Genomic DNA, 12,145 nt, shown 5'->3' on the forward strand with positions numbered 1-12,145 from the left:
CGGCCTCTTCGCGGGCATGCCTGCTCCCACAGGTCCTCTACAAGGCCTGAGGCTAGTGGAGAACCCTGTGGGAGCGGGCGTGCCCGCGAAGCAGGCGGTGAGGTGTCTGATCATTACGCGCACTCAGAGGTGTATGGACAGGCCATCGGCCAGCGACTGCCGATAAGCCCGCCACGCCGGCACGCTGCCCATCAGCAACGCCGCCCCCAGGATGATAGCCAGCAAGGTCCATTCATGTGCGCTCGGCAAGGCCAGTGGCAGATACAAACCATAGTTGGCCTGCACGTACCCCTGCGCCAGGGCAATCCCCGCATACAGCAAGCCAAGACCGGCCACGATCCCGACCGCTGCCAGTGACAGCGCTTCCAGTACCAGCAGCCCCGCGATATGCCACGGCCTGGCCCCGACCGACCGCAAGATCGCCATCTCCCGGCGGCGCTCGTTGAGGCTGGTGAGAATTGCCGTGAGCATGCCGATCAAGCCGGTCAGCACCACGAACAGCGAGACCACGAACAACGCTTGTTCCGCCGTGCCCATCAGGCTCCATAGCTCCTGTAGGGCCACGCCCGGGAGGATTGCCAGCAACGGCTCGCTGCGGTACTCGTTGATCTCGCGCTGCAGGCTGAAAGTCGCGATCTTGTTGTTAAGGCCCAGCATGAACGCGGTAATGGCTGCGGGTTGCAGGTCCATCGTGCGTGCCTGCTCGGCGCTGATGCGCCCAGCGCCACGGGCGGGTACGCCGTTGTGCCAGTCGATATGGATGGCCTGCATACCGCCCAGGCTGATATGCAGGGTGCGGTCGACCGGTGTGCCGGTGCGCTTGAGCACACCGACCACGGTGAATGGCTTGTCATCATGCTTGACCAGGCTGATGGCGGCCACGCCGTGGGCCAGCACCAGCTTGTCACCCAGCTTGTAGTGCAACGCCTCGGCCACTTCAGCGCCGAGCACCACCTCGAACGGGTCGCTGGCGAACTCACGCCCCTGGCTCAGTTCCAGATGCTGGCGGCGGCCGTACTGGTAATGGCTGAAGTAATCCGTCGTGGTGCCCATCACTCGGTAGCCGCGGTGCGAATCGCCCAGCGAGATCGGGATCGCCCATTTCACTCGCGGGTCCTGCGCATAGTGCTGGAAGCTTTCCCAGCGGATGTTGTTGGTCGCGTTGCCAATGCGAAACACCGAATACAGCAGCAGGTTCACCGAACCGGAACGGGCGCCGACGATCAGGTCGGTGCCGCTGATGGTGCTGGCGAAGCTGGCGCGAGCTTCGGTGCGAACGCGCTCCACGGCCAACAGCAGGCACACCGAAAGGGCGATGGCAAAGGCGGTGAGAAAGGCGGTGAAGCGGCGGTTGGCCAGGCTGGCCAGGGCAAGGCGGAGCAGGTACATCAGGCCTCCCGGGGCTTGGCGGCGCGGTTGAGGTCGGCCAGGGAAAGGTGACGGTCGAACAGGGGCGCCAGGCTCTGGTCGTGGCTGACGAACAGCAAGCTGGTGCCGGCAGCGCGACACTCATCGAACAGCAGGCGGATGAACGCTTCGCGTGTGTCAGCATCCAGCGCCGAGGTCGGTTCGTCGGCAATCACCAGCTCCGGCTGACCGATCAGGGCGCGGGCAGCGGCGACGCGCTGCTGCTGGCCGATCGACAGGCTGTCGGCGCGGCGGGCGAGCAGGGCCGGGTCGTCCAGGCCCAGGTGGGCGAGCAGCGTGCTTGCGGCCTGGTCGACACTGCCGTGGCGCTGCTCGGCGCGTGCCTTGCGGCTGCGCGAGAAGCGGCAGGGCAGCTCGACGTTCTCACGTACCGAGAGGAATGGCAGCAAGTTGAACTGCTGGAAAATGTAGCCCGTGTGATCGACCCGAAAGCGGTCACGGGCACCCTGGCCCAGCTTGCCGAGGTCCTGCCCGAGCAACTGGATGCTGCCCTGCGCCGGCACGTTCACCCCGCCCAACAGGCCCAGCAAAGTGGTTTTGCCACTGCCGCTGGGGCCCTTGAGAAACAGGGCTTCACCCGCGTCCAGGTGGAATGCCGGAATAGCCAGCAGCGGCGGCTGACCTGGCCAGGCGAACACCAGGTCATGCAGTTCGATCAGCGGCTGGTTCATTCAGAAGGCGACCACTGCCTTGGCAGGCGTGGTTTCCACGCCTTTCTGGCCGTTGGGGCCGATCAGTTGCACGTTGATTTTCTGGGTGGCCGGGAAGGCCTTGAACAGGGGCGTCAGGTCGAACTGTGTGAGTTTTTCGGGGTTGGCGCAGGTCAGTTGGTAATGGGCGCCGATGTCGCTGTGCGGGTGGCCATGCGCGTGTTCATCGTCATCGTCGTCAGCTTTCGCGGCGTCACCGAACAACGGGCTTTCCAGTTCCTGCTGTTCTTCCTTGCAGTGTGCTGCTGCAGAAAGGCCGAACAGCTTGAGGGGTTGTTCGAGTTGCTGGTGCACGGCAGCGACCTTGGCCTTGTCGGCATCACTGCTTGCGGCATGCTCGAAGCCCACCAGGTTCATCGCCGGGCTGTCCAGCTCCAGCTCAAGGGTGTTGCCATCGAGCACGACGTTGAGCTTGGCCACGCCATGCTCGTGGGCGCCGAGCGTACCATGGGCGTGATCATGATCATGATCATGGTCATCGTGGGCATGGGCCACGGCCAGTGGCAGCAAGGCGAAGGGCAGGGCGAGCAGCAGGCGACGCATGGACGACTCCGGAGCGGGCTGGAAGATTGAGTTATGTTATAACAACTTTTCTGCGCGCCGCCAGCCTGCGTGGCTAAGGTTTCATGTTGCGGTAGCATGGCTGCATTGACTTGGGCTCAAGGAACGCATCATGAGAATTCGTGGACAGATTGGTGACTGGCCGGTGGACCTGACCATCGAGCTGGCGCCTGAAGAGTGGGCGCAACTGGGTAAGCAAATCGAGGTGCCTGCAGTGGTTCAAGGTGCTGCGACGCCTACAGTGGCGGCACCGCGCCAGGATGACGGGCAATGGACCGCCGCGCGTGATGTGTTGCGCCTTGCCGGGCAGATGAGCGGGCCGGAGTTGCTGGACCGGCTGGAAGGGCTGGCGGGAAGCACGGCGGCAGGCAAACGGCTGCTGGTGCGCTTGCGGCACAGCAGTGAGGTGAAGGTGGAAAGTGGCGTGGATGCGCCGGTCTATCACTGGGTTGGGTGAATTGGTATTGCCTGTTCTGGCCTCTTCGCGGGCGCGCCCGCCCCCACAGGATTTCACCGCACTTGGGAGCTGTGCACACCTGTGGGAGCGGGCATGCCCGCGAACGAGGGCGAAGCCCTCGCAAATGCCATCAGGTCAGAACATCGCCGCCGACAGCTTGCGGCGATAAACGCCAACCAGCGGATGATCCCCCCCCAGCAGCTCGAACACCTGCAGCAACGCCTTCTGCGGCAGCCCGTTCTCGTAGCCACGGTTACGCTGGAACAGCTTCAGCAGCCCATCCAGCGCCGCTTCGTACTGCTGGCGCGCCAGCTGCTGAATGCTCAGCTGATAGGCCGCCTCGTCATCCTGCGGATTCTGCGCCAGGCGGCTTTTCAGGTCTGCCACTTCTGGCAGGCTGGCGGCCTGGCGCAGGAAGGTCAGCTGGGCCTTGGCCCCGGCCAGTGCAGCCTTGTGCTCGTCGGTCTTGACCGCATCCAGCACCACCTGGGCCTCGCCCAGCTCGCCACGTTCGGCCAGGCAGCGGGCGTACAGGATCAGCGCCTCGGCGTTGCTGTTGTCCTCACCCAGCAGTGCCTGCAGCAACGCTTCGGCTTCGGCAAAGCGGCTTTCGGCAAACAGCGCCTTGGCCTGCTCCAGTGGCGAAGCGACGGGTGCAGCGGGCATCTGCACGTGCGGCTCGAGCATGGCGCGAATCGCCGATTCCGGCTGAGCCCCGGCAAAACCGTCCACCGGCTGGCCGTCCTTGAACAGCACGACGGTCGGCAGGCTGCGAATGCCGAACTGGGCAACCACCTGTTGCTCCACGTCGCAGTTGATCTTGGCCAGCAGCAGCTCGCCCTGGTAACCCTCGGCGATCTTGGCCAGCAACGGCATCAGTGCCTTGCAGGGCGCGCACCACTCGGCCCAGAAGTCCACCAGCACCGGCTTGTGGAAGGAGTTCTCGATTACCAGTTGCTGGAAGGTGGCATCGGTAGCGTCGAAAATGTAAGGCGTGTCTTGGGTCATCGCGACTCTCGCAAACTCGTGAATGGCACCACTATAAGGCGTCGCGGCTGGCGTGGTACAGGCTGACCCTGCGGAATTCGTGTGGCTCGGCCAGGTCCGGCAGGGTCAGCGCTTCGAGCACGCCCAGCTGTTGGTACAGCGGGTGGCAGAAGTTGCGTACGCGCGAGTCGGCCACCAGCGCTTGGCGGCCGCGGCCGAGGAAGGCGTCCAGCAGCGGCAGGTTGGCGCGGTCGTACAGCACATCGGCGACCAGGATCAGGTCGAAGCGGTCGTCCTCGGCAAAAAAGTCACTGCTGTAATTAAGCTCGACCCCATTCAGCGCGGCATTGGCGCGGCAGGCATCGAGGGCCAGCGGGTCGAGGTCGCAGGCCACCACTTCCAATGCACCGGCGCGCGCGGCGGCAATACCGGCGATACCTGAGCCGGCACCAAAGTCCAGCACGCGCTTGCCGGCCACCCACTCCGGGCGCTCGGCCAGGTAGCGGGCCATGGCCAGGCCACTGGCCCAGCAAAAACTCCAGTAGGGCGGCTCTTCAAGGATGCGCCGGGTTTCTTCGCTGCTGAAGGCGCGGTCCATGTTCTGGTCGTCGATCAACCACAGCTTCAGGTCACAGCCGGGCAGCTCGCTGACGATCAGGCGCGCTTCGCCGATCAGGCCGCTGAGGGCCTGTTGCAGGGCCACGGGTGCCACTTACGGCGCCTTCTCGAAACGCAGCGGGCCGGTGGCTTGGGTTTGGGCCTGGCTGATACGCACCGGTGGCAGGTGCATGATCAACTGGCCGGAGCTGCTGGCGCGGCCACGCAGCTCGACCCGCGCGCCGGCCGGGAACGCTTCGGGGTTGAAGCGCAGGTGGTAGGGCAGGGCCTGGCCGGTGCCGGTCAGGTTGCTGCTGGCCAGCAGGCGTTGCGGGCGGTCGCGTTCGTCGATGACCAGCAAGGCCAGTTCCACGTCGGCACCTGCCGGGATTTCCAGCAAGGTGCCGCTCAGTTCGCGCTGGTAGGCCGGCAGCGGTCCCAGTACTTCGGCCGGTTTGGCCGAGCGGGTTGGCGTGGGCGCCGGGGGCGTATCGGTTTTCGGCCTGTCGCTGCCGCAGGCAGCGAGCAGGGCGGCGCAGCACAGCACAACGAGCGCTCGGTAGTGCATGGGGTCGTCCTTCACGGGCAGATTTCCCATGGATGTTAACCCCTTTGGCTTGTCTTGCCAGTGCAATGCGCTACCATGGCCCTCCCTTTTTTTGTTGCCTGCCACCATGCACTGTCCCTTTTGCGGTGCCAACGACACCAAGGTCATTGACTCTCGCCTCGTTGCCGAGGGCGAGCAGGTGCGCCGCCGCCGCGAATGCGTGGCCTGTGGCGAGCGCTTCACCACCTTCGAAACCGCCGAACTGGTGCTGCCCCGGCTGATCAAGCAGGACGGCACGCGCCAGCCTTTCGACGAAGAAAAGCTGCGCGCCGGCATGCAGCGGGCGCTGGAAAAGCGCCCGGTCAGCGTCGAGCGCCTGGAAGCGGCGCTGGCGCACATCAAAAGCCGCTTGCGTGCCACTGGCGAGCGCGAAGTCAAATCGCTGGTGGTGGGAGAAATGGTCATGGCCGAGCTGCGCAAGCTCGACGAGGTGGCCTATATCCGCTTTGCCTCGGTGTACCGACGCTTCCAGGACCTCGACGAGTTCCGCGAAGAAATCGACCGCCTGGCCCGTGAGCCGGCTAAAGAGTGAACATGCCCAGCCAAGCCGCCATCCTTGACGCCCACTACATGGCCCGCGCGCTGCAGCTGGCGCGTAAGGGCGTGTACACCACCCACCCCAACCCGCGCGTAGGTTGCGTGATCGTACGCGATGGCGAAGTGGTGGGCGAAGGCTGGCATGTGCGTGCTGGCGAGCCACATGCCGAGGTGCATGCCCTGCGCCAGGCCGGTGAGCGTGCCCGTGGCGCCTGTGCATACGTTACCCTCGAGCCGTGCAGCCACCATGGCCGCACGCCGCCGTGCGCCGAAGCACTGGTGAAGGCTGGCGTAGCGCGGGTGGTGGCAGCCATGCAGGACCCTAACCCGCAAGTGGCGGGGCAGGGCCTGCGGCGCCTGGCCGAGGCTGGCATCGAAGTGGCCAGTGGCGTGCTCGAAGCCGAGGCCCGCGCGCTCAACCCAGGCTTTCTCAAGCGCATGGAACACGGCCTGCCGTTCGTGCGCGCCAAGCTGGCCATGAGCCTGGATGGCCGCACCGCGATGGCCAGCGGCGAAAGCCAGTGGATCACCGGCCCCGCTGCCCGTTCGGCGGTGCAGCGCCTGCGTGCCCGTGCCAGCGTGGTGCTGACCAGCGCTGCCAGTGTGCTGGCCGACAATGCGCGCATGACCGTACGTGGCGCCGAGCTGGGCCTGGACGCCGAAACCACCGCCTTGGCACTCAGCCGCACCCCGCTGCGAGTGCTGGTCGATGGCCGCCTGCGCCTGCCACTGGCTGCGCCGTTCTTCCTGGCCGGCCCGGCACTGGTGGTGACCGCTGTCGCAGATGACCCGCGCTATGCCGCTGCCGGCCACGAACTGCTCAGCTTGCCGGGCGACAATGGCCAGGTCGACCTTGCGGCGCTGTTGCAGGCCCTGGCCGCCCGCGGCGTCAACGAAATCCTGCTGGAAGCCGGTGCCGGCCTGGTCGGCGCCTTTGCCCGCCAAGGCCTGGTCGACGAGTATCAGCTGTTCGTCGCTGGCACCTTCCTCGGCTCCGACGCCCGCCCATTGCTGGAGTGGCCGCTGGACAAGATGAGCGAAGCGCCGCGATTGAAAATTACCGAAATGCGCGCAGTGGGCGATGACTGGCGGGTCACGGCCATCCCCCTGCCGGCGCCCGGCGTATAATGCCGGGCTTGCCCCGTGCAAACCGTTTTTGAGGAAGACCCCATGTTCACCGGCATCATCGAATCCATCGGCACCATCCGCAGCCTCACCCCCAAGGGGGGGGATGTGCGCGTCCACGTCGACACCGGCAAGCTTGACCTGGGCGACGTCAAGCTCGGCGACAGCATCGCCGTCAACGGTGTGTGCCTGACCGCCGTCGAACTGCCGGGCAATGGCTTCTGGGCCGATGTCAGCGTCGAAACCCTCAAACGCACCGCATTCATCGACCTCAAGAGCGGCAGCAAGGTCAACCTGGAAAAGGCCCTGACCCCCACCACCCGTCTGGGCGGGCACCTGGTCAGCGGCCATGTCGACGGCGTCGGCGAAATCATCTCGCGCAGCGATAACGCCCGCGCCATCCAGTTCCGTGTGCGTGCACCCAAGGAGCTGGCCAAGTACATCGCCCACAAGGGTTCGATCACCGTCGACGGCACCAGCCTGACGGTCAATGAGGTCAATGGCGCCGAGTTCGAGCTGACCATTGTCCCGCACACCCTGTCCGAAACCATCATGGCCGACTACCGCGCAGGGCGTCGGGTAAACCTTGAGGTCGACCTGCTGGCCCGTTACCTGGAGCGCTTGCTGCTGGGTGACAAGGCTGCCGAACCGAGCAAGGGCAGTGGCATTACCGAAAGCTTCCTGGCCGCCAACGGCTTCTTGAAATCCTGATTGAGAAGGGGGTGCCGCGTGGCGCTCAACAGCATCGAAGAACTGGTCGAAGACATCCGCCAGGGCAAAATGGTCATCCTCATGGATGACGAAGACCGCGAGAACGAAGGCGATATCATCATGGCGGCCGAATGCTGCCTGCCCGAACATATCAACTTCATGGCCAAGCACGCCCGTGGCCTGATCTGCATGCCGATGACCCGCGAGCGTTGCGAAACGCTGAAGCTGCCGCTGATGGCGCCGCGCAACGGCTCGGGCTTCGGCACCAAGTTCACCGTATCGATCGAAGCCGCCGAAGGCGTCACCACCGGCATTTCCGCCGCCGACCGAGCACGCACCGTGCAGGCCGCCGCTGCCAAGGACGCCAAGGCCGAAGACATCGTCAGCCCTGGCCACATCTTCCCGCTGATGGCCCAGCCCGGCGGTACCCTGGCCCGTGCCGGCCACACCGAAGCCGCCTGCGACCTCGCACGCATGGCCGGTTTCGAGCCAAGCGGCGTGATCTGCGAAGTGATGAACGACGACGGCACCATGTCGCGTCGCGCCGAGCTGGAAGTGTTCGCCGCCGAGCACGGCTTGAAGATCGGCACCATCGCCGACCTGATCCACTACCGCATGATCCACGAGCGCACCGTGCAGCGTGTTTCCGAGCAGCCGGTGGAGAGCGAGCTGGGCGAGTTCAACCTGGTCACCTACCGCGACGCGGTCGAAGGCGACGTGCACATGGCCCTGACCCTGGGCAAGATCTGCGCCGAAGAGCCTACCCTGGTGCGTGTGCACAACATGGACCCGCTGCGCGACCTGTTGCTGGTCAAGCAGCCAGGCCGCTGGAGCCTGCGTGCTGCCATGGCTGCCGTGGCCGAGGCTGGCAGTGGCGTGGTGCTGCTGCTGGGTCACCCGCTGGACGGCGACGTGTTGCTGGCCCACATCCGCGAAAGCGCGGGCGATGCACCCGCCAAGGCACCGACTACCTACAGCACCGTGGGCGCCGGTTCGCAGATCCTGCGCGACCTCGGTGTGCGCAAGATGCGCCTGATGAGTTCGCCGATGAAGTTCAACGCGATATCCGGATTCGATCTGGAAGTTGTAGAATACGTGCCCTCCGAGTGACTTGAGGCGGCATTGACGCCCTCTGCTCGAGTCCAGACCCCTGTCGAGGCCGCTTGTATGCGGCCTCGCTCTTGAAGATGAGAATATCGGAATGACCCTGAAGACCATCGAAGGTACCTTCATCGCCCCCAAAGGTCGCTATGCTTTGGTGGTTGGCCGCTTCAACAGCTTCGTCGTTGAAAGCCTGGTAAGCGGTGCCGTTGATGCCCTGGTACGCCACGGTGTCAGCGAAAGCGACATCACCATCATCCGTGCCCCGGGCGCATTTGAAATCCCGCTGGTAGCACAGAAGGTCGCCCAGCAAGGCGCCTACGACGCGATCATCGCCCTGGGCGCCGTGATCCGTGGCGGTACCCCGCACTTTGAATACGTGGCGGGCGAATGCACCAAGGGCCTGGCCCAGGTGTCCATGGAGTTCGGTGTTCCAGTGGCCTTCGGCGTACTGACCGTCGACTCCATCGAGCAAGCCATCGAGCGTTCCGGCACCAAGGCCGGCAACAAAGGTGCTGAAGCTGCCCTGTCCGCACTGGAAATGGTCAGCCTGCTGGCGCAGTTGGAGGCCAAGTGATTAGCGACGAAAGCGATCGTTTCAACCCGCGCGATCCAAAACCTGCGGATGCCGGCAAGCCCTCGAAGAGCGCCAAGCGCCGCGAAGCCCGCAAGCTCGCGACCCAGGCACTGTACCAGTGGCACATGGCGCAGCATTCGCTGAACGAGATCGAAGCGCAGTTCCGGGTGGATAACGATTTCACCGATGTCGACGGTGCCTATTTCCGTGAAATCCTGCATGGGGTTCCGGCAAGCAAGGGCGAAATCGACAAGGCCCTGGCGCCTTGCATGACCATGACGCTGGAAGAGCTCGACCCGGTCGAGCTGGCCGTGCTGCGTCTGTCCACCTGGGAGTTCATCAAGCGCGTCGACGTACCGTACCGCGTAGTGATCAACGAAGGTGTCGAGCTGGCCAAGGTCTTTGGTGCCACCGACGGCCACAAGTTCGTCAACGGCGTGCTGGACAAGCTGGCACCGTCGCTGCGTGAAGCCGAAGTCAAGGCGAACAAGCGCTGATTCTGGCGCTGCCGAGCCATGGGTGAGTTCGAGCTGATCAACCATTACTTCGCCGCCGCGCCTTGTGCGCAGGGCGGCGAAGGCGTGGCCCTGGGTATCGGCGACGATTGCGCCCTGCTGGCCCTTCCCCCCGGTGAGCAACTGGCGGTGTCGACCGACACCCTGGTCGCCGGGGTGCATTTTCCCGCTGTTTGCGATCCGCTGCTGCTTGGCCAGCGTTCGCTGGCCGTGGCCGCCAGTGACCTGGCCGCCATGGGTGCAACTGCGATCGGCTTCACCCTCGCCCTGACCTTGCCTGATGTTGGCCCTGACTGGCTGGCAGCCTATGCTGACGGCCTCAGCCGCATGGCCCACCGTTGCCGCATGAGCCTGATCGGGGGTGACACTACCCGAGGCCCGCTGAGCATAACCGTTACCGTGTTTGGCCGTGTACCGACAGGCCAGGCGTTGCGCCGTAGCGGTGCACGGCCAGGCGACCTGCTGTGCGTTGGCGGGGTGCTGGGCAAGGCGGCCGGCGCGCTGCCGCTGGTGCTGGGCGAGCGCGAGGCGCCTGCTGAACAGGCCGAGCCGCTGCTGGCCCATTACTGGTCGCCAATGCCGCAGCTCACCCTCGGAACGCTGCTGCGTGGTCGGGCCACGGCGGCGCTGGACATCTCTGACGGCCTGCTCGCTGATTGCGGGCACATCGCCAAGGCGTCCGGCGTTGCGCTGGAGGTGAACCTGGCCCAGGTGCCAGTGTCTCCTGCTGTAGAGGCTTTCCTCGGCCGCGAAGCAGCAGTGCAGGCAGCCCTCGCCGGTGGCGATGATTACGTGCTGGCTTTTACGCTGCCGCCTGAGGCGCTGGCGCCCTTGGCTGATCTTGGCGTGGTCGAGGTGCATACCATTGGTCGTGTGCTCGAAGGGCAGGGCGTCACCTTGCGCGACGTGCAGGGCCGGGACATCACCCCCGTTCAGCGGGGCTATCAACACTTTAGGGAGACACCGTGACCGATCACCCCAATCAGGTGCCTGCGGAGTTTGTTCCGCCTTCGGTCTGGCGCAACCCGTGGCACTTCATCGCTTTTGGCTTCGGTTCGGGTACCTTGCCCAAGGCCCCGGGTACCTGGGGTTCGCTGGTGGCCATACCGTTCATCCCGTTGTGGCAGATGCTGCCTGACTGGGGCTATTGGCTGTTGCTGGGCGTAAGCATGCTGTTTGGCTTCTGGTTGTGCGGCAAAGTCGCCAATGACTTGCGCGTACACGACCATGAAGGCATTGTCTGGGATGAGATTGTCGGCATGTGGATCACCCTCTGGCTGGTGCCGGAGGGCTGGCAGTGGTTGCTGGCAGGGTTCCTGATGTTCCGCTTCTTCGACATCCTCAAGCCATGGCCGATCCGCTGGATCGACCGCCATGTGCACGGGGGTGTCGGCATCATGCTCGACGATATCCTGGCCGGCGTGTTTGCCTGGCTGGGCATGCAGGTTCTGGTGTGGGCGGTTGCCTGAACAGGGAGCGCGTGAATGGCCATAAGGACGTTGCTGTTGGCAGTGCTGCTGAGCGTTGCCCCATGGGTGGCAGCTGCTGAAGGCGTGCCCAAGCAGATCCACCTGGTCAGTGAAGAATGGCTCGATTACACCAACGCTGACGGTACCGGGGTGGCCTGGGACGTACTGCGCAAGGTGTTCGAGCCGGCAGGGGTCCAGGTGGTGACCCAGAGCGCGCCCTACAGCCGTGCAGTCGGGCTGGTCAAACGCGGCGAAGCCGATGCCTGGGTGGGCTCGTACAAGCAAGAGAACGACGACAACCTGTACCCACGCTGGCACTTCGACGTCGACCACATCTACGCATTGGGGCTTGCCAGCAAACCTGTGCCCACTGCGCAGGACGTGGGCAAGTATCGCCTGGCCTGGGTGCGTGGCTACGATTACGGCAGCTACCTGCCAGATGTGCATGAATTCCGTGAAATTCAGCGCCGCGAAGGCATTCTGCCGATGCTCGAGCATGACCGGGTGGACTTCTACATTGATGCGCTGACCGAAGTCAATTACGTCCTCAGCCAGTCATCCCACCCCGAGCGCTTCCGCCTTAACCATGTGGCCGAATTACCGCTGTACCTGGCGTTTGCCCACAATGGCCAGGCCAAGGCCCTGAGTGACCTGTTCGACAAGCGCATGGACGAACTGGTGCGCAGCGGCGAGCTGAAGCCGATTTTCGAGCACTGGAAACAGCCGTACCCGTTCACTGCAGACAGCAAACCCCATTGAAGCA

General features: G+C 64.6%; 16 protein-coding genes. 10 read left to right on the forward strand and 6 right to left on the reverse strand.

Annotated features, from left to right (window positions below):
* Positions 1-123 precede the first annotated feature (123 nt).
* The 3 genes from CKW35_RS23300 to CKW35_RS23310 are packed head-to-tail and all read right to left on the reverse strand — an operon-like array spanning position 124 to position 2,681.
* The gene (locus tag CKW35_RS23300) at positions 124-1,389 is read right to left on the reverse strand and encodes an ABC transporter permease (protein ID WP_023047570.1); all 1,266 of its coding nucleotides are present in this window, start codon (positions 1,387-1,389) and stop codon (positions 124-126) included.
* Positions 1,389-2,099, reverse strand: a complete 711-nt coding sequence (locus tag CKW35_RS23305) for an ABC transporter ATP-binding protein (protein ID WP_016484689.1) — start codon at positions 2,097-2,099, stop codon at positions 1,389-1,391. Before CKW35_RS23305 ends, CKW35_RS23300 begins: the two co-directional genes overlap by 1 nt.
* Positions 2,100-2,681, reverse strand: a complete 582-nt coding sequence (locus tag CKW35_RS23310) for a DUF2796 domain-containing protein (RefSeq protein ID WP_016484690.1) — start codon at positions 2,679-2,681, stop codon at positions 2,100-2,102.
* Between the two features lie 130 nt (positions 2,682-2,811).
* Here CKW35_RS23310 and CKW35_RS23315 point away from each other — a divergent pair, with 130 nt between their 5' ends.
* A complete protein-coding gene (locus tag CKW35_RS23315; protein ID WP_016484691.1) occupies positions 2,812-3,156 on the forward strand; it encodes a hypothetical protein in 345 nt (114 codons plus the stop codon).
* Positions 3,157-3,291: 135 nt separating this feature from the next.
* Here CKW35_RS23315 and trxA read toward each other — a convergent pair whose 3' ends face one another.
* The 3 genes from trxA to CKW35_RS23330 are packed head-to-tail and all read right to left on the reverse strand — an operon-like array spanning position 3,292 to position 5,308.
* Complete coding sequence (trxA, locus tag CKW35_RS23320; RefSeq protein WP_016484692.1) at positions 3,292-4,164, reverse strand: thioredoxin; 873 nt, start codon at positions 4,162-4,164, stop codon at positions 3,292-3,294.
* A gap of 31 nt (positions 4,165-4,195) precedes the next feature.
* Positions 4,196-4,855, reverse strand: coding sequence for a methyltransferase (locus CKW35_RS23325; RefSeq protein ID WP_016484693.1), 660 nt, complete (start codon positions 4,853-4,855; stop codon positions 4,196-4,198).
* On the reverse strand, positions 4,856-5,308 hold the full coding sequence (locus CKW35_RS23330; RefSeq protein WP_016484694.1) for a YbaY family lipoprotein: 453 nt from the start codon (positions 5,306-5,308) through the stop codon (positions 4,856-4,858).
* 106 nt (positions 5,309-5,414) lie between these two features.
* Here CKW35_RS23330 and nrdR point away from each other — a divergent pair, with 106 nt between their 5' ends.
* The 9 genes from nrdR (at position 5,415) to CKW35_RS23375 (ending at position 12,141) form a co-directional block, all read left to right on the forward strand.
* Positions 5,415-5,879 (forward strand): transcriptional regulator NrdR, encoded by a 465-nt coding sequence (nrdR, locus tag CKW35_RS23335; RefSeq protein ID WP_003255402.1) that lies wholly within the window; start codon positions 5,415-5,417, stop codon positions 5,877-5,879.
* Between the two features lie 2 nt (positions 5,880-5,881).
* Positions 5,882-7,012 (forward strand): bifunctional diaminohydroxyphosphoribosylaminopyrimidine deaminase/5-amino-6-(5-phosphoribosylamino)uracil reductase RibD, encoded by a 1,131-nt coding sequence (gene ribD, locus CKW35_RS23340; RefSeq protein ID WP_016484695.1) that lies wholly within the window; start codon positions 5,882-5,884, stop codon positions 7,010-7,012.
* 42 nt (positions 7,013-7,054) lie between these two features.
* Complete coding sequence (locus CKW35_RS23345; RefSeq protein WP_016484696.1) at positions 7,055-7,720, forward strand: riboflavin synthase; 666 nt, start codon at positions 7,055-7,057, stop codon at positions 7,718-7,720.
* Positions 7,721-7,738: 18 nt separating this feature from the next.
* A complete protein-coding gene (gene ribBA / locus CKW35_RS23350) occupies positions 7,739-8,830 on the forward strand; it encodes a bifunctional 3,4-dihydroxy-2-butanone-4-phosphate synthase/GTP cyclohydrolase II (RefSeq protein ID WP_016484697.1) in 1,092 nt (363 codons plus the stop codon).
* 91 nt (positions 8,831-8,921) lie between these two features.
* Positions 8,922-9,398 carry a 6,7-dimethyl-8-ribityllumazine synthase gene (gene ribE, locus CKW35_RS23355; protein ID WP_003255395.1) on the forward strand — a complete coding sequence of 159 codons (477 nt, stop codon included), beginning with the start codon at positions 8,922-8,924 and terminating at the stop codon, positions 9,396-9,398.
* A complete protein-coding gene (gene nusB, locus CKW35_RS23360) occupies positions 9,395-9,895 on the forward strand; it encodes a transcription antitermination factor NusB (RefSeq protein ID WP_016484698.1) in 501 nt (166 codons plus the stop codon). Before ribE ends, nusB begins: the two co-directional genes overlap by 4 nt.
* A gap of 18 nt (positions 9,896-9,913) precedes the next feature.
* Positions 9,914-10,882 carry a thiamine-phosphate kinase gene (gene thiL, locus CKW35_RS23365; RefSeq protein WP_016484699.1) on the forward strand — a complete coding sequence of 323 codons (969 nt, stop codon included), beginning with the start codon at positions 9,914-9,916 and terminating at the stop codon, positions 10,880-10,882.
* Positions 10,879-11,382, forward strand: coding sequence for a phosphatidylglycerophosphatase A (locus CKW35_RS23370; protein WP_003255391.1), 504 nt, complete (start codon positions 10,879-10,881; stop codon positions 11,380-11,382). The genes thiL and CKW35_RS23370 overlap by 4 nt, the downstream gene beginning before the upstream one ends.
* Before the next feature lie 15 nt (positions 11,383-11,397).
* Positions 11,398-12,141, forward strand: a complete 744-nt coding sequence (locus CKW35_RS23375; RefSeq protein WP_016484700.1) for an ABC transporter substrate-binding protein — start codon at positions 11,398-11,400, stop codon at positions 12,139-12,141.
* Positions 12,142-12,145 lie beyond the last annotated feature (4 nt).

Source organism: Pseudomonas sp. Irchel 3F3 (genome assembly GCF_900187545.1).
Classification (GTDB): Bacteria; Pseudomonadota; Gammaproteobacteria; order Pseudomonadales; family Pseudomonadaceae; genus Aquipseudomonas; species Aquipseudomonas fortuita.

Excerpts from the sequence above, each read along its gene's own strand:
- ribE (WP_003255395.1), top strand. The coding sequence starts at position 8,922 with ATGACCCTGAAGACCATCGAAGGTACCTTCATCGCCCCCAAAGGTCGC.
- CKW35_RS23310 (WP_016484690.1), bottom strand. The coding sequence starts at position 2,681 with ATGCGTCGCCTGCTGCTCGCCCTGCCCTTCGCCTTGCTGCCACTGGCC.
- ribD (WP_016484695.1), top strand. The coding sequence starts at position 5,882 with ATGCCCAGCCAAGCCGCCATCCTTGACGCCCACTACATGGCCCGCGCG.
- CKW35_RS23330 (WP_016484694.1), bottom strand. The coding sequence starts at position 5,308 with ATGCACTACCGAGCGCTCGTTGTGCTGTGCTGCGCCGCCCTGCTCGCT.
- trxA (WP_016484692.1), bottom strand. The coding sequence starts at position 4,164 with ATGACCCAAGACACGCCTTACATTTTCGACGCTACCGATGCCACCTTC.
- CKW35_RS23345 (WP_016484696.1), top strand. The coding sequence starts at position 7,055 with ATGTTCACCGGCATCATCGAATCCATCGGCACCATCCGCAGCCTCACC.
- CKW35_RS23300 (WP_023047570.1), bottom strand. The coding sequence starts at position 1,389 with ATGTACCTGCTCCGCCTTGCCCTGGCCAGCCTGGCCAACCGCCGCTTC.
- CKW35_RS23375 (WP_016484700.1), top strand. The coding sequence starts at position 11,398 with ATGGCCATAAGGACGTTGCTGTTGGCAGTGCTGCTGAGCGTTGCCCCA.
- nrdR (WP_003255402.1), top strand. The coding sequence starts at position 5,415 with ATGCACTGTCCCTTTTGCGGTGCCAACGACACCAAGGTCATTGACTCT.
- CKW35_RS23305 (WP_016484689.1), bottom strand. The coding sequence starts at position 2,099 with ATGAACCAGCCGCTGATCGAACTGCATGACCTGGTGTTCGCCTGGCCA.
- thiL (WP_016484699.1), top strand. The coding sequence starts at position 9,914 with ATGGGTGAGTTCGAGCTGATCAACCATTACTTCGCCGCCGCGCCTTGT.
- CKW35_RS23315 (WP_016484691.1), top strand. The coding sequence starts at position 2,812 with ATGAGAATTCGTGGACAGATTGGTGACTGGCCGGTGGACCTGACCATC.